This window comes from Methylobacterium sp. UNC300MFChir4.1 (assembly GCF_900110155.1).
Taxonomy (GTDB): Bacteria; Pseudomonadota; Alphaproteobacteria; order Rhizobiales; family Beijerinckiaceae; genus Methylobacterium.
On the sequence record NZ_FOCS01000026.1, the window covers coordinates 52,534 to 68,421 of the forward strand.

Sequence of the window (15,888 nt, forward strand, 5' to 3'; positions counted from 1 at the left end):
TTGCGTCCGGCGCGCGACGGCTCACTCGAGCCTGTAGGCGATGACCGAATCGCCCGGCGTGGTTCCGAGCGAGCCGTGCCCGCCCGCTGCGATCACCACGTACTGCCGGCCGTCCCTGCCGCGATAGGTCATCGGGGTGGCCTGGCCGCCGGCCGGCAACGTCGTGGACCACAGGATCTCCCCGGTCTGCATGTCGTAGCCGCGGATGCGGTCGTCGAGCGTGGCGGCCGTGAACGCGACGCCGCCCGCCGTGGTCAGGGTGCCGCCGTGGGCCAGCATGCCCATCTCCAGGGGAAGCGGGACGGCCAGACCGCCGACCTTCTGCCCCGCGACCGTGCCGTTGCGGCGCTTCCAGGCGACGGTGCCGTCGGCGAGATTCACGCCGACGCGCATGCCCCAGGGCGGCGCGCTGCAGGGGATGCCGAGGGCGGAGCGCATGTGCGCGATCGAGATCGCGTAGCGGCCGCCGAGATTCTCGTTGACCGGGCTCGCCTCGGGATCGGCACCGAGGAGGCGCCTCTCCGGCTCGCCCGGCGGGCGCGGGAGCAGGCGGTAGATGTAGGGCAGGTATTGCGGCGTCGCGATCATCCAGTGATGGACCGGATCGACCGCCACCGACCCCCAGTTGAACACCCCGATATTGCCGGGCCAGACGATCGCGCCCTCCGACGCCTGGGGCGGTGTGAACGGGTTGCCGTCGTAGCGATTCGACCGGAAGGCGAGGCGGCACTGGATCTGGTCGAAGGGCGTGACGCCCCACATGCCGGCCTCCGTCAGCGGCGCCGGCGTGAAGCGGAGGGACGACATCGGCTGGACCGGGGACGGCGTCTCCCCCGGGATGTCGGTCCGGGTCGAGACCGGAATTTCGGAGACCGGCCGGACCGGGGCGCCGGTGCGGCGGTCGAGGACCCAGACGTTGCCGACCTTGGTGGGGATCAGGATCGCCGGCACCGTCTCCTCGCCCTGCGGCAGGGTGAGGAGGACCGGCTGGGACGGGTTATCGCGGTCCCACAGGTCGTGATACGCGGTCCGGAACGCCCAGCGCAGCGCGCCCGTCTCCAGATCCAGCGCCGCCAGGGCGTCGATGAGGGCCTCGTCCGCCTTCGACCGGGCCACGCCCACCTGATCGGGCGCCCGGTTGCCGAACGGCACGTAGACGAGCCCCAGCGCCTCGTCGGCCGAGAACTGCGTCCAGGCCACCGCCGAGTTGGGCTCGTACGACTCGCCGGGCCGCAGCGGCGCGGTCGCGTCGGGCTTGCCGGCGTCGAACTTCCAGACGATCGCGCCGGTGCGCACGTCGAAGGCGCGGATCACGCCCGAGGGGTTGTCCGCGTAGTAGTTGTCGGCGATCGCGCTGCCGAGGACGATGAGGTTCCGGGTCACCAGCGGCGCCGAGGTCTGCTGATAGGCGGCGCGCCGGAGGTTCGGCATCTGCGCCTTCAGGTCGACGAACCCGTCCGCCCCGAAGGTCCTGCACGGGGCGCCGGTCTCGGCGTTCAGCGCGTAGAGGCGGGCGTCGACCGAGGCCGCGATGATCCGGCGCGGGCACTCGGCGACCGCGGCCGCGACGGCGGCGGCCCGGTCGGCGTCGGTCTCGGCGGGCGGCGCGTAGCCGGCCGAGTCGTTGTAGGACACGCCGCGGCAGGTCTGGTGCTGGTACTGGCCGTCCCGCGCCATCTTCGGGTCGAAGGCCCAGACCAGCCGGCCGGTCTCGGGCTCCAGGGCCTGGACGATGTTGTGCGGCGTGCAGAGGTAGAGCAGCCCGTTCACCTTGATCGGCGTGGCCTCGAAGGTGAATTCCTTCGGATCCGCCCGGCTGTCGCCGCGCAGGTCGCCGGTATGGTGCTCCCAGGCCACGGCGAGGCCCCGGACATTGGCGGTGCCGATATCCGCCAGCGCCGAGTAGCGCTGGCCGAGATTGGTGCCGCCATAGGCGACCCAGTCGTCGGCCGGATAGGGAACGCCGCTCGGATCGACGGCGGCCGGCCCCGCCCCCGCGACCTTCGGCAGGCTGCCCCGCGTCTCGACCGGGTCGACGAACCAGGACGCGGCGCCCGAGGCCGCGATCAGCAGGACGACGACCCGGAGGGCGAGCGGACCGTTCCCGAGGCCGGGCGTCCAGGGCCGTTCGGGCGCGTCGCGCAGGCGCCGCACCACGGAGGGCAGGCAGAGCACGAGCCCGACGAGGAGGAGCAGGCCCCCGCGCGGGATCCATTGCCACTTGTCGAATCCGACCTCGCCGAGCGTCCACACGAAGGCCGCCGCCAGCACCAGGGCGTAGATCCGGAGGCCGTTCTGGCGTCGCCGGAGCAGCTCGACGCCGGAGACCAGCACGCCCAAGCCCAGGGCGACGTAGAACCAGGACCCGCCCGCGAGGGCCAGTGTCAGACCGAAGCTCGCGAGGGCGAGCCCGAGCAGCGCGATCGACAGCGCTATCGTTCCGAGTGCCACGGCGGTGGTATCCGCTTCCTGAGCCGGCCGGTCACGGCGGCGCCGGAAGCTGAGCCCCCACGGCGCCGCCGCATGCCCGACGGCTTATCGCCGCCGTAGCTGTCCCAAGGCTGGACAAGGCTGCCGGGCGCCGCCGCTCACGCTCCGGCCCGGTCCTCCGGACGCAGGGTGACCCGGTCGCCGTCGCGCAGCGAGGCCGGCGGCCCCACGACGACGCGCTCGCCGCCGTTCAGACCGTCGCGCAGCTCCAGGAGCGTGCGGGTCTGGCGGAAGATCGTGACGGGGCGCATCCGCACCACGCCCCCCCCGTCCCCGGCCGCCTCGACCACGGCCACGCGGGTCCCGTGCTGGTCGAAGATCAGCGCGTCGTTCGGCACCGTCACGGCGGGCGAGACCCGCGGGATCTCCAGCGTGATCGTGATGTAGAGTCCCGGCCGCAGCGCCCCGTCGGGGTTGGGGATGTCGACCTGCGTGACCAGCGTGCGCGCGGCCGAGAGCAGCGTCGTCGACGAGCGCGAGACCGTGCCGGGGAAGATCCGGCCCGGGATCTGCGCCACCTCGACCGAGGCGGCCAGCCCGTCGCGGACGCCGTCGGCGGCGTAGAGCGGCACGTTCACCGCCATGCGCAGCACGTCGTCCCGGTTCAGCGTGAGGAGCGGCGCCCCCGTATTCGTGTCCGCCGTGACCGCGTCGCCGACGTCGTTGTTGCGGGCCGTCACCACCCCGTCGAAGGGCGCGCGGATCTCCTCGAAGCCGGTCAGGACCTTGAGCCGGGCGACCTGCGCCTCCTGGGCGGCGATGTTGGCCTCCGCGACCTTCACGGCGGCCCTGGCGGCGTCGACGTTGGCGGTCTGCGCCAGCACCCCGGCCTGGGAGGTGTCGGCGTTCTGCCGGGTCTCGACCCCGGTGCCGGCGAGCGTCGAGGTCCGCCGGTTGGTCACGTCGGCGAGGTGGCGGTTGGCCTCGGCCTGATCCACCATCGCCCGCGCCTGGATCAGCGCCGCCTGGAGCTGCAGCACCTGCGACTGGGCCTGGACCAGCTGCTGGTCGAGGTCGGGCGCGCTGATCCGGAACAGCAGGTCGCCCGCCTTCACGTGCGAGCCGATATCGACCTTGCGCTCGACGATGTAGCCGGTCGCCCGCGGGTAGAGGCTCGCGATGTCGAACGCCTGGGTGGTGCCCGTCTGGGTCAGGCTCAGGGTGTCGGAGGCCCGGGCCGCGGCGGCGACCCGCACGGTCGGCGGCTTCGCCTCGGCGGCGGGCGGACTCGCCGCGCGCGACGCGTCCGGCCACAGGCGGTATCCGAGGACGCCGAGGCCCGCCAGCGCCAGCAGGGCGAGCCACCGGCGGCCGCCGCGGGCGGGCGGGACGGTTCCGTCCGTGGCTGAACTGTCCCGGTCCGCCATCCTCGCCCTCGGGTCGCGCCGCGCCTGAACCGCCGCCTCGGCGCCCGGCCGGGACGCGTGCGCCGCCGTATTCAATGCGCCGTCTTCAATGCATAGACCGCGCGCGGGCTCCGGGCGAGATGCCGCAGCGCACAGCGCGGCCCGCCCGCGGATCCTCCGAGCACGCGACCGGTTTCCCTGCCACGGACTCAGGGACCCATCCACGATGACCGAGATCTCCAGGCGCGCCGTCATCGCAGCCGCCGGCGGCGCGATGGCCGCGTCCTCCGCCGCGGCGCAATCCGCCGGGCCGGCCCCGCGCCTCCCCGAGCGCGGCGGCAAGGGCGCCGACATCCTGGGCCCGCAGAACCGGCCCCGCGCCGCCGAGGAGCCGTTCACCCTGGCGCCGCCCGCCACCGACCACGGCACCATGCCGAACCTGAAATGGTCCTTCGCGGACAGCCACATGCGGCTGGAGGAGGGCGGCTGGGCGCGCCAGACCACGATCCGCGAGCTGCCCGTCTCCAAGGCCATGGCCGGGGTCAACATGCGGCTCAAGGCCGGCGCGGTCCGCGAGATGCACTGGCACAAGGAATCCGAGTGGGCCTACATGATCAAGGGCAAGGCCCGGATCACCGCGGTCGACCAGGACGGGCGCACCTTCGCGGACGATGTCGGCGCGGGCGACCTCTGGTACTTCCCGGGCGGCATCCCGCACTCCATCCAGGGACTCGCCGCCGACGGGATCGACGGGTGCGAGTTCCTGCTCGTCTTCGACGACGGCGGTTTCTCGGAGGATTCCACCTTCCTGCTGACCGACTGGCTGGCCCACACGCCCCGGGACGTGCTCGCCAAGAATTTCGGCCTGCCCGAGAGCGCCTTCGCCAGGATCCCCGAGAAGGAGCTCTACATCTTCCCCGGCCCGAAACCCGGCCCGCTCGCGGCCGACAGGATGGGCGGCTCCGGGCCGGTGCCGAAGACCTTCAGCCACCGTATGCTGGCACAGGAGCCGGTCCGCACCCGGGGCGGCAGCGTGCGCATCACCGATTCCACGGTGTTCCCGGCTTCCGTGACGATCGCGGCGGCCCTGGTCGAGGTCGAGCCCGGGGGGCTGCGCGAGCTGCACTGGCACCCGAACAGCGACGAGTGGCAGTACTACCTCTCCGGCCAGGGCCGGATGACGGTGTTCGGCTCGGAATCGAAGGCCCGCACCTTCGACTACCGGGCCGGCGACGTCGGCTACGTGCCCTTCGCCATGGGGCACTACATCGAGAATACCGGCGACACGACCCTGACATTCCTGGAGATGTTTAAGAGCCCGCGCTACGCCGACATCTCCCTGACGCAGTGGCTGGCCCTGACCCCGCACCCCCTGGTTCAGGCCCATACCGGGCTGGATCCCGAGCGCCTTGAGGCCCTGCCGGAGACGAAGTCCCCCGTTGTGCCGGGTTGACGCGCCCGGGAACCCGGACCGATCCTGGCGCGTCGACTCGCACAAGCGTTTCCGAAACCCGCTCGACTCTCGCACGGAGGGACCCATGCGTGCCGCGTCCCGCGCGCTCCTCGCCCTGGCGCTCGCCCTCCCGGCGGGCTCCGCCTCGGCGCAGGTGCAGCAGAACGACCCGAATGCCGCCAACGCCTCATTCGCCCTGCAGGGCCAGATCCGGTCGCTCAACCAGCAGCGGGTCTCGGACTTCAACACGCTGAACCAGACGTTCCAGCGCAACGTCCAGGCCGATTCCTTCGGGCCCTACCTGCCCTATCGGGGCGTCCGCGGGGATGTGTACCGGGGCCGCCATATCGGTCGCAACGGGATCGTGCGGCGGGGCGGTGGCCTCAACACGAGCGTCTGCACCGGCTGCTGACATCGGCCTCCACGCCGCCGGGATATCCGCGCAGAGCGGGGAAAGCCCGAAAAAAACCTTTTCCCGCGGGCACGCTTCCCCCAGAAGCTGGGCCCATGGTGGCGTGCGCATGAATATCCTGCTGATCGGCTCCGGCGGCCGCGAGCACGCCCTGGCCTGGCGACTGGCCCAGAGCCCGCTCTGCACCCGCCTGTTCACGGCGCCGGGCAATCCCGGCACGGCCCGCCACGGGACCAACCGGCCGGACCTCAAGGTCACGGACCACGCGGCCGTCGCCGCCTTCTGCGCGGCGGAGTCGATCGGCCTCGTGGTGGTCGGGCCCGAGGCGCCCCTCGTCGCCGGCCTGGTGGACGACCTGAAGGCCGCCGGGATCCGCGCCTTCGGGCCGACCCGCGACGCCGCCCGGCTCGAGGGCTCGAAGGGTTTCACCAAGGATCTCTGCGCCGCCTGCAACATCCCGACCGCCGCCTTCGCGCGCTTCTCCGACCTGGAGCCGGCGCTGGCCTATGTCCGCCAGCAGGGCGCCCCGATCGTCGTGAAGGCCGACGGCCTCGCCGCCGGCAAGGGCGTCACCGTGGCCGAGACGGTCGACCAGGCCGAGGACGCGCTGACCGGCCTCTTCGCCGAGCCCGGCGCCGAGGTCGTGGTCGAGGAGTGCCTGTTCGGCGAGGAGGCGAGTTTCTTCGCCCTGTGCGACGGCACGCGGGCGATCTCCCTCGGCACCGCCCAGGACCATAAGCGGGTCTTCGACGGGGACCGGGGGCCCAATACCGGCGGCATGGGCGCCTATTCCCCGGCCCGGGTGGTCACCCCGGAGATCGAGGCCCGGGTCATGGCCGAGATCATCGCGCCGACGCTTGCCGGCATGCGGGCCCGCGGCTGCCCGTTCACCGGCATCCTGTACGCCGGCCTGATGCTCACCGCCGACGGCCCCAAGCTGATCGAGTACAACACCCGCTTCGGCGACCCCGAGGCGCAGGTGCTGATGCCGCGCCTCGCCTCCGACCTCGTGCCGGCCCTGCTCTCGGCCTGCGAGGGCGACCTCTCCGGCGTGAGCCTGGAATTCGATCCGCACCGGGCGGCCCTCACCGTGGTGATGGCGGCGGCCGGCTATCCGGGCGCCGTGGTCCGGGGCTCGGTGATCCGGGGCGTCGACGCCGCCGAGGGCGACGGGGTCCACGTGTTCCAAGCCGGCACCCGCGCCGAGGACGGGCAGCTGCTCGCCGATGGCGGCCGGGTCCTGGCGGTGACGGCCCTCGGCGACAGCGTCACGGACGCCAAGGCCCGCGCCTACGCGGCGGTGGCCCGGATCGACTGGCCGGAGGGTTTCTGCCGGCGCGACATCGGGTTCCGCGCGGTGGCGCGGGAGGCGGGAGAGGGCTGAACCCCCGGTCTCGCTCGTGGCGGGTGTCCCGGGCCCCACCCCACCCTGCCCTCCCGGACGAGGCCGGCGTGCCCGGAATGACGGGGTTGTCCGCGTCAAGCCGCCCGCCCCCTACTCCCCCACCGCCGCGCCGGCCGGCCGGCGGTTGTCGTTGGCACCGTAGAGCAGACCCGGCCGCATCCGCTCCGTGCGCGAGGCGTCGTTGCCCGACGACGCGGCCTCCGGAAGCACGGGCGCCGCGGCCCGGACCGCGATGAGCTCCTGCGCCCCCCAGGGCCTCTGCTCGACGATCGTGTGGCCCATGCCCCTGAGGATGGCCTGGGTGTCCGCCGAGAGCGCGAAGGGCTCGGCGTAGACCGTGTCGGGCAGCCACTGGTGATGGATGCGCGGGGCGTCCACCGCCTCCTGCGGCTCCATGCCGAAATCGAGCACGTTGATCAGCGTCTGCGAGTTGATCGTGATGATCCGCGAGCCCCCCGGCGAGCCCGCCACCAGTGCGACCTTGCCGTCGCGCAGCACGATCGTGGGCGCCATGGACGAGAGCGGGCGCTTGCCCGGCTGGATCGCGTTCCTGGTCCCCTGCACGAGGCCGAACAGGTTCGGCACCCCGGTCTTGACGGTGAAGTCGTCCATCTCGTCGTTGAGGAAGAACCCCGTGTCGCCGGCGATCACCCCGGCGCCGAAATAGCCGTTGATCGTGTAGGTCAGCGCGACCGCGTTGCCGGCCTTGTCCATCACCGAGATGTGGGTGGTCTCGGGCCGTTCCCGCGGCTCCGGGCCGGGATCCGGGCGGATCTCCGCCGATGGGGTCGCCCGGTCCGGGCGGATCGAGGCCCGGAGCGTCTCCGCGTAGGCCGGCGACACCAGCCGGTCGACCGGGTTCTCCACGAAGGCCGGGTCGCCGAGCAGCAGGTTGCGGTCCGCGTAGGCGCGCCGCATCGCCTCGACCATCAGGTGTACGGTCCGGGCCGAGTTGAACCCGGCGGCCCGCAGGTCGTAGCCGTCGAGGATGCTGAGGATCTCGCAGAGCGTGGTGCCGCCGGACGAGGGCGGGGGCGCCGACAGGATCGTGGCGCCCCGGTAGCGGCAGGTGAGCGGCTCGGACTGCGTCACCGTGTAGGCGGCGAAGTCGGCCGCCGTCAGCAGGCCGCCGCCCGCCCGCGACGCCGCCTCCACGGCGTCCGGGATCGCGCCCCGGTAGAACGCGTCCGCGCCGTGGTCGGCGATGGCCTGGAGGGTGCGGGCGAGGTCGGCCTGGACCAGCCGGTCCCCGGGCCGCCAGGGGCTGCCGTCCGGGCGCAGGAAGATCCGGGCGACGTTCGCTTGGCCCGCGAACAGCTTCGTGCCGGATTCGAGGATGTCGGTGTCGCCCCGGGTCAGCACGAACCCGTCCCGGGCGAGCGCGATCGCCGGCGCCATTACCCGCGCCAGCGGCAGGGTCCCGTACGCGGCGAGGACGGTGTTGAGGCCGAGCACCGTCCCGGGCACGCCGGCCGCCTTCCAGCCGCGCAGGCTCGCGCCCTTCACGACGTTGCCGGCAGCGTCGAGATACATGTCCCGGGTGGCGGCCGCCGGGGCGGTCTCGCGGAAATTGATGAAGCGGCTGCGCCCGTCGGCGCTGTGGAGCACCAGGAAACCGCCGCCGCCGATGTTGCCGCAGCAGGGGTTCACCACCGCCTCGGCGTAAGCGACTGCCACCGCGGCGTCGACGGCGTTGCCGCCGGCCCTCAGGATGTCGGCGCCCACCTGCGAGGCGAGGCGCTGGGACGAGACCACCATCCCGTTCTCGGCCTCGACGGCCGGTCCCGAGGCGGAGCGCGCAGCGGGCGCGCCCAGGGCGAGCAGGGCCGTGAGGAGCAGCGCGCGTGTCGGTGCGATCATCCCTGCCCTCTCCGGTGCGGGTCCCGCGCCGTCATATAGGGGACCATGCGCTGGAGTCGCTGGACCCGTCCGATCACCGCATCCCGAGGGGCGGCGAAGCCGCCGCGAAGGAGCCTCCGACGGCTCGCGAGACTTCCGGAGCCCCTCCGAGCCCCTCCGAGCCCCTCCGAGCCCCTCCGAGCCCCTCCGAGCCCGCTGCACAGCACCGCAGGATGAGAGGGGCGAAGGGCGGTGAGGGATCGGGCCGATCCGCCTCACTCGGTTTCGCTGGAACGGTTCGGTTGAGATGCCCCTCTCCGTCATCACGAGCGCAGCGAAGTGACCCAGGGTCGCGCCACGTCAGGAAGCGTGGCGCTGCTGGATTGCTTCGCTCCGCTCGCAAGGACGGCGCCGCCGAAGGCCTCAGCCGTTGCGGAACGTGTAGCTGTAGCCGTTCAGCGCCGGCGCGCCGCCGAGATGGGCGTAGAGCACCTTCGAGCCCTTCGGGAAGAAGCCCTTCTTCACGAGGTCGATCATGCCCTGCATCGACTTCCCCTCGTAGACCGGGTCGGTGATCATCCCCTCGAGCCGGGCCGAGAGGCGGATCGCCTCCACGGTCTCCTTGGAGGGCACGCCGTAGACCGGGTAGGCGTAATCCTCGTTGAGAACCACGTCGTCGGCCACGATGTCGCCCGCGCCGACCAGGGCGGCGGTGTTCTGGGCGATGTCGAGGACCTGGGCCTTGGTCTGGGCCGGGGTGCAGGAGGCGTCGATGCCGATGACGTTGCGGGCGCGCCCGTCGGCCGAGAAGCCCACCAGCATGCCGGCATGGGTCGAGCCCGTCACCGTGCAGACCACCACGTAGTCGAAGCGCAGGCCCATCTCGGCCTCCTGCTTGCGCACCTCCTCCGCGAAGCCGACGTAGCCGAGCCCGCCGTACTTGTGCACGGAGGCGCCGGCCGGGATCGCGTAGGGCTTGCCGCCCTCGGCCTCGACCTCGGCGAGCGCGCGCTTCCACGAATCGCGGATGCCGATGTCGAACCCGTCATCCACGAGCTGCGTCTGCGCGCCCATGATCCGCGACAGGAGGATGTTGCCGACCCGGTCGTAGACGGCGTCCTCGTGGGGCACCCAGGCCTCCTGGATCAGCCGGCACTTCATCCCGATCTTGGCGGCCACCGCCGCGACCATGCGGGTGTGGTTCGACTGCACGCCGCCGATCGACACAAGCGTGTCGGCGCCGCTCTTGATCGCGTCCGGCACGATGTACTCGAGCTTGCGCAGCTTGTTGCCGCCGTAGGCGAGCCCGGAATTGCAATCCTCGCGCTTGGCGTACAACTCGACCTCGCCGCCGAGATGGGCCGTCAGGCGCTTGAGCGGCTCGATCGGCGTCGGGCCGAAGGTCAGGGGATAGCGCTCGAACTTGTCCAGCATCGGGTCTCTCCGGGTCTCGGGGCGCCCCCGGGGCAGCAGCGGTCTCGGTCCGCCCGGGCGCGTCGAAGCGAGGCCTCGGCGACGGCCCGGCGCGAGGCCCGGCTCCGTCTTCGAGGCGCGGGGAGAAACTACCCGATCCGGGATGAAAGGTGCTCTCGATCTTCGAGCGCGAACAGATCTTGACTTGCGCTGCTGACTAGGCTGGCTACGGAGTATTCCGGATTTCGCGTCGCATCCGGAAGAATCATCCATGTCCGCAGGGCTCGACCGGATCGACCAGAAGATCCTCCGCCTCCTCCAGACGGACGGGCGCATGGCGAATGCCGAGATCGCCGAGCGGGTCGGCACCAGTGCGGCCACCTGCCATCGCCGGATCCAGCGCCTGTTCGCGGACGGGTTCGTGCGGGCGGTCCGGGCGCTGATCGATCCGATGCGGGTCGGGCGCGGCACCCTGGTCTTCGTCGGCGTCGTGCTCGACCGCTCGACGCCCGAGAGTTTCTCGGAGTTCGAGGCGGCCGTGCGCGCGATCCCCGCGCTCCTCGACTGCCACCTCGTGGCCGGCGACTTCGACTACATGCTGAAGATCCGGGTCTCCGACATGGCCGACTTCAACCGCCTCCACAGCGCCACGCTGATCGGCCTGCCGGGGGTGCGCCAGACCCGGACCTTCTTCGTGATGAAGGAGGTGATCGACAACGCGCCGCTCGATCTGTGAGGCCCCCTACCCCTCCCCGCGCCGCGCCTTGCGCAGCGCCTCCCACCGGTCGAGGCGCTCGGCGAGCCGGGTCTCGTAGCCCCGCTCGGTCGGCTGGTAGAGGTGCTGGCGCCCGAGCGCGTCGGGCCAGTAATCCTGGCCCGAGAAGGCGTCGGGCTCGTCGTGGTCGTAGCGGTAGCCCTCGCCGTAGCCGATCCGCTTCATCAGCTTGGTCGGCGCGTTGAGGATGGTCCGCGGCGGCGGCAGGGAGCCCGCCTCCTTGGCCAGCCGCGTCGCGGCCTTGTAGGCCTCGTAGACGGCGTTCGATTTCGGCGCGCAGGCGAGGTAGATCGCCGCCTGGGCGAGGGCCAACTCGCCCTCGGGGCTGCCGAGGAAGTCGAACGCGTCCTTGGCGGCGTTGGCCACCACCAGCGCCTGCGGGTCGGCGAGCCCGATATCCTCCACCGCCATGCGCACGAGCCGGCGGGCGATGAACAGCCGGTCCTCCCCGGCATCGAGCATCCGGCAGAGATAGTAGAGCGCCGCGTCCGGATCCGAGCCGCGCACGGTCTTGTGGAGCGCCGAGATCAGGTTGTAGTGGCCCTCCTGCGCCTTGTCGTAGATGGGCGCGCGCCGCTGCACGATCGCTTGCAGCGCCTCGGCGTCGAGGGTCTCGCCGGGGCGGGCCGAGCGCCAGACCTCTTCCGCCAGGGTCAGGGCCGCGCGGCCGTCGCCGTCGGCCATGCGGACCAGAACGCCGCGCGCCTCCTCGGTAAGCGGCAGGGCTTGGCCCGTCAGCGCCTCGGCCCGGACCAGCAGCCGCGCGACGGCGCCCGGATCGAGGGCCCGGAACAGCAGCACCCGGGCGCGGGACAGGAGCGCGGCGTTCAGCTCGAAGGACGGGTTCTCCGTCGTCGCGCCCACCAGCGTGACGGTCCCGTCCTCCATCACCGGCAGGAAGGCGTCGAGCTGGGCCCGGTTGAACCGGTGGATCTCGTCGACGAACAGCAGGGTCCCCTGCCCGGTCGCCCGCCGCTTGCGCGCCGCCTCGAACACCTTCCGCAGGTCGGGCACGCCGGAGAAGATCGCCGAGATCTGCTCGAAATGCAGGTCGGTGCCCTGGGCGAGCAGCCGCGCCACCGTGGTCTTGCCGGTGCCGGGCGGCCCCCAGAAGATCAGCGAGCCGAGCGTCCGTCCCCGCAGCAGGCGCGTGAGCGCCCCGCCCTCCCCGGTCAGGTGTTCCTGGCCGACGACCTCGGCGAGGGTCTGCGGGCGCAGCCGGTCCGCCAGCGGGCGGGCGGCCTCGGCGCCGGGGGCGCGGCCGGGATCCGGCGCGGCGGGTGTCTCCGCGGAGGCGAACAGGTCGGACATCCGCGCATCAACACCGGGCGCGGCCGGGGGCGCAAGCCGGGAGCCGGGGCTTGCCCACGGCCACGGACCTGGCGCCCCGCGACGGGATCAGCCGCCGAACACCGAGGTCAGGATCTCGCCGTTGCGGTTGATCGCGACCTCCCAGGAATTGAGGCTGTTGCGGGTGACCCGGTCGAGATCCTTCGTGGTCGCCATCGGCACGCCGTTGACCGCCACGATCACGTCGCCCTTCTGCAGCCCGACCCGGGCCGCGATGGAGTTCTCGTCCACCGCCTGCACGGCCACGCCCTCGGCCGGGAAGTCCACCTGCATCTCCTCGGCCACCGCCGGCGAGGTGTTGACGAGGGTCGCGCCGAGGAAGGGCGAGCGGGTCTTCACCTTGAGCGCGTCCCGGGGACGCGTCTCGGGAGCCGGGGCGAGCTTGACCGGGACCGTCTGACGGGTCGTGCCGCGCAGGATCCCGAACCGGGCGTGGCCCTGCACGCCCTTCAGGGCGAAGCGGTAGCCGAAGGCCTCCGGATCGGCGACCTCCTGGCCGTCGACCGTGAGGATCAGGTCGCCGCGCTTCAGGCCCGCCTCCTCGGCCGGGCTCTTGGGCTGGAGGCTCGCCACCAGCACGCCGGTCGGGTGGTCGAGGCCCATGCTGTCGGCGATGTCGGGCGTCACGCTCTGGATGCGCGCCCCGAGCCAGGGCCGGCGCACGACGTTCGCCCCGTCCCGGGCGGCGTCGACCACCGCCTTGACCATGCCCACCGGGATCGCGAAGCCGATGCCGTGGCTGCCGCCCGACTGCGAGTAGATCGCGGTGTTGATGCCGACGAGTTGGCCGCGCAGGTCCACCAGCGCGCCGCCGGAATTGCCTGGGTTGATCGCCGCGTCGGTCTGGATGAAGTACTGGTAGTCCGCGGAGCCGACCTGCGTGCGCGCCAGCGCCGAGACGATGCCCTGCGTCACCGTCTGGCCGACGCCGAACGGGTTGCCGATCGCCATCACGAAGTCGCCGACCTCCAGGGCGTCGGCATCGCCGAACGGCATCGGCACGAGGCCCTTCGGCGGTTCCTTGATCTTGAGCACCGCGAGGTCGGTGCGGGTGTCGCGCATCACGATCGTGGCCTCGAACTCGCGGCGATCCGCCAGGGCGATCCGCACCTCGTTCATGTTGTCGATGACGTGGTTGTTGGTGATCACGAGCCCGTCGGCATCGACCAGCACGCCCGAGCCCAGGGAGCGCTGCGCCCGGTCACCCCGGGGGCCGCGGCCGCCCTCCGGCTCGCCGAAGAAGCGGCGCATGAACTCCTCCATGGCGCTGGTGCGCGCGCTGGAGCGCTTGTCCACGTGGGAGGCGTAGACGTTCACCACCGAGGGCGCGGCCCGCTTCACCACGGGGGCGAAGGAGAGCTGCACGTCGGCCTTGCTCAGCGGCACGACCTTCGCGGTGCCGTCCTTCGCGGGCTCCCGGGTCTCCGTCCGCGCCATCTGCGCCGCGGCCGGGCTGGCGGCCAGCAGGGCTGCGACGAGGGCGGGCAGGGTGAGGCGGGTCAGCATGCAGGGCTCCGGCGTCTGGGCGGGCGCGCCGTCCAGGCCGAGACAAGGCAGGCGCACCGTGCGGCCCCACGCTATCGAGGCCGATTGCGGCAGGTCGACGACACCTTCGCCGCAGGCGGGGCGTGTCGCCGTCAGACGGCTTCCTTGCTGCGCGCCCGCCGCTTCCCGGCGGGCTGCGGCGCGGGCTCGGCTTCGGGTTCCGGCGCCGCGGCGCGCGGCTGCCCGAGGCCCAGGGAGCGGGCGAGCTGCGAGCGCTGCTCGGAATAGCTCTGGGCCGTCATCGGGTAGTCCGAGGCGAGGCCCCACTTGGCGCGGTAGGCCTCCGGCGTCAGGCCGCGCAGGGTGAGGTGCCGGCGCAGCGTCTTGTAGGGCTTCCCGTCCTCGAACGAGATCAGGAAGTCCGGATTGATCGAGCGCCGGATCTCCTGCGCGGTCGCCTTGGCGATCGGCGGGCTCTGGCCGGCGTCGCAGACCCCCCGAATCGCCGCGTGCACCTCGTTGAGGAGGCCGGGTAGATCCGCGCTCTGCACGTGATTGTGGCTCACATAGGCCGAGACGATCTCGGAGGCGAGCGTGACGAGGCGGAGAGAGCCGCCGTTCGACTGGGCCATGTCTCGTGCGTTGCCTTCTCGTGATGACGAAACTCGCCAGAACGCAAGCACTGCGTCGCGATTCGGACGCCTGATACAATCGCATTCGCAAGAAGCGTCAAGTCTTAAATTCGGAACTGGGGTATACGGTCCCAAATAGCGTAATAAGAGCGATCTTGATCGCTCAACCTCAAGGAGTAATGCCTATCAGGTTCTCGCTTGTGCGCAATCGATATTGCCGATTTATCCCTGCGACCTGACGCGGCCTGCACTCTACAGCCGAAGGTGCGATGCGGTGCCGGCTATAGAGCTTACGAGGCCGTTTCTGCCCATCGATTGTGCATTCGCAGAGCGTCGCTGGCCGATACCTCAAAGCCGATAGGACAACCTCAACGACGCTTTGTGGCGACCGCACCTCGGCGGTGAGCGACGGAGGGTCTGGAAGCGGACCGACGGTGCGCCAGTGGCGCAACCTGATCGCGAACTCGCTCGGGCGTTCGGGCTCCGTCCGTGGCCGGACAAACGCAGAACCCGCCGCGCTGTTGAGCGCGGCGGGTTCTGTGTGTCGGATTTGGTTGCGGGGACAGGATTTGAACCTGTGACCTTCAGGTTATGAGCCTGACGAGCTACCGGGCTGCTCCACCCCGCGCCAAGTCTGTACGGCTGGTCCGGGTCGACGCGGGCTCTGTGTGAGCGTGCGCCGTGTCCGGGGGCCGGATCGGTGTTCGTGCTGAGGGAATGTTGATTGCGATGGGCGGGTCTGGCGGCGACCGACTCTCCCGTGTCTTGAGACACAGTACCATAGGCGCTGGCGTGTTTAACGGCCGAGTTCGAGATGGGATCGGGTTCTGGGCACGCCGCTCAGGCCACCAGACCGGCGCATCGCAACTTTTTTGGCACTGGGCGTCGCAGGGTGCTGCGACGGCGAGTGCTGTGTTCGGCAAGCATGCAGCCTCATCGCTGCGGGTCTTCTTGTTTCGTGTGTCTCTGGCTTCGCCAGCCTTTTCGGCTGCCGAACCAGTCCGGACACGGATCACGAGAGCGATCAAGCCAATCGGGCGATTAGTACCGGTCGGCTCAACGCGTCGCTGCGCTTGCACCCCCGGCCTATCGACGTGGTCGTCTTCCACGGCCCTCAAGGGAGGTCTCGTTTTAAGGGGGGTTTCCCGCTTAGATGCCTTCAGCGGTTATCCCGTCCGTACATAGCTATGCTGCACTGCCGCTGGCGCGACAACAGCTCCACCAGAGGTACGTTCATCCCGGTCCTCTCGTACTAGGGACAAAGCCTCTCAAACCTCCTACACCCACG

The 15,888-nt window shown here is 71.4% G+C and carries 11 protein-coding genes, 1 tRNA gene and 2 rRNA genes; 4 read left to right on the top strand and 10 right to left on the bottom strand.

Annotation, left to right across the window (positions count from 1 at the left end):
* Nucleotides 1-21: 21 nt before the first annotated feature.
* Nucleotides 22-2,451, bottom strand: a complete 2,430-nt coding sequence (locus tag BMY19_RS25485) for a membrane-bound PQQ-dependent dehydrogenase, glucose/quinate/shikimate family (RefSeq protein ID WP_100253331.1) — start codon at nucleotides 2,449-2,451, stop codon at nucleotides 22-24.
* A gap of 137 nt (nucleotides 2,452-2,588) precedes the next feature.
* A complete protein-coding gene (locus BMY19_RS25490) occupies nucleotides 2,589-3,857 on the bottom strand; it encodes an efflux RND transporter periplasmic adaptor subunit (RefSeq protein WP_100253332.1) in 1,269 nt (422 codons plus the stop codon).
* Between the two features lie 205 nt (nucleotides 3,858-4,062).
* On the opposite strand from BMY19_RS25490, the gene BMY19_RS25495 reads away from it, so the two are divergent.
* The 3 genes from BMY19_RS25495 (at nucleotide 4,063) to purD (ending at nucleotide 7,085) form a co-directional block, all read left to right on the top strand.
* Nucleotides 4,063-5,289, top strand: coding sequence for an oxalate decarboxylase family bicupin (locus tag BMY19_RS25495; protein WP_056529912.1), 1,227 nt, complete (start codon nucleotides 4,063-4,065; stop codon nucleotides 5,287-5,289).
* An 85-nt stretch (nucleotides 5,290-5,374) separates the two neighbouring features.
* Nucleotides 5,375-5,701, top strand: coding sequence for a hypothetical protein (locus tag BMY19_RS25500; protein WP_020095542.1), 327 nt, complete (start codon nucleotides 5,375-5,377; stop codon nucleotides 5,699-5,701).
* A gap of 109 nt (nucleotides 5,702-5,810) precedes the next feature.
* Nucleotides 5,811-7,085: a phosphoribosylamine--glycine ligase gene (gene purD, locus BMY19_RS25505; protein ID WP_100253333.1), complete on the top strand. Its 1,275-nt coding sequence runs from the start codon at nucleotides 5,811-5,813 to the stop codon at nucleotides 7,083-7,085.
* A gap of 111 nt (nucleotides 7,086-7,196) precedes the next feature.
* Here purD and ggt read toward each other — a convergent pair whose 3' ends face one another.
* Both ggt and BMY19_RS25515 read right to left on the bottom strand, forming a co-directional pair.
* Nucleotides 7,197-8,966, bottom strand: a complete 1,770-nt coding sequence (gene ggt, locus BMY19_RS25510) for a gamma-glutamyltransferase (RefSeq protein WP_100253334.1) — start codon at nucleotides 8,964-8,966, stop codon at nucleotides 7,197-7,199.
* A 402-nt stretch (nucleotides 8,967-9,368) separates the two neighbouring features.
* Entirely contained in the window at nucleotides 9,369-10,379 is a 1,011-nt protein-coding gene (locus BMY19_RS25515; RefSeq protein ID WP_020095545.1) for a 1-aminocyclopropane-1-carboxylate deaminase, read from the bottom strand.
* Nucleotides 10,380-10,629: 250 nt separating this feature from the next.
* Between BMY19_RS25515 and BMY19_RS25520 the strand changes: the two genes are divergently transcribed.
* On the top strand, nucleotides 10,630-11,094 hold the full coding sequence (locus tag BMY19_RS25520; protein WP_020095546.1) for an Lrp/AsnC family transcriptional regulator: 465 nt from the start codon (nucleotides 10,630-10,632) through the stop codon (nucleotides 11,092-11,094).
* A 6-nt stretch (nucleotides 11,095-11,100) separates the two neighbouring features.
* Here the strand turns inward: BMY19_RS25520 and BMY19_RS25525 are convergent, their stop codons facing one another.
* From BMY19_RS25525 to BMY19_RS25550, 6 genes are all read right to left on the bottom strand, one after another.
* Entirely contained in the window at nucleotides 11,101-12,444 is a 1,344-nt protein-coding gene (locus tag BMY19_RS25525; protein ID WP_020095547.1) for a replication-associated recombination protein A, read from the bottom strand.
* Between the two features lie 87 nt (nucleotides 12,445-12,531).
* Nucleotides 12,532-13,989, bottom strand: coding sequence for a Do family serine endopeptidase (locus tag BMY19_RS25530; RefSeq protein WP_042674063.1), 1,458 nt, complete (start codon nucleotides 13,987-13,989; stop codon nucleotides 12,532-12,534).
* Nucleotides 13,990-14,120: 131 nt separating this feature from the next.
* Nucleotides 14,121-14,600 carry a Ros/MucR family transcriptional regulator gene (locus tag BMY19_RS25535; protein ID WP_020095549.1) on the bottom strand — a complete coding sequence of 160 codons (480 nt, stop codon included), beginning with the start codon at nucleotides 14,598-14,600 and terminating at the stop codon, nucleotides 14,121-14,123.
* A gap of 551 nt (nucleotides 14,601-15,151) precedes the next feature.
* Nucleotides 15,152-15,228: transfer RNA gene (locus BMY19_RS25540), tRNA-Met, on the bottom strand.
* Nucleotides 15,229-15,337: 109 nt separating this feature from the next.
* A 5S ribosomal RNA gene (gene rrf, locus BMY19_RS25545) occupies nucleotides 15,338-15,453 on the bottom strand.
* Between the two features lie 167 nt (nucleotides 15,454-15,620).
* Nucleotides 15,621-15,888, bottom strand: a 23S ribosomal RNA gene (locus BMY19_RS25550); the annotation flags it as partial.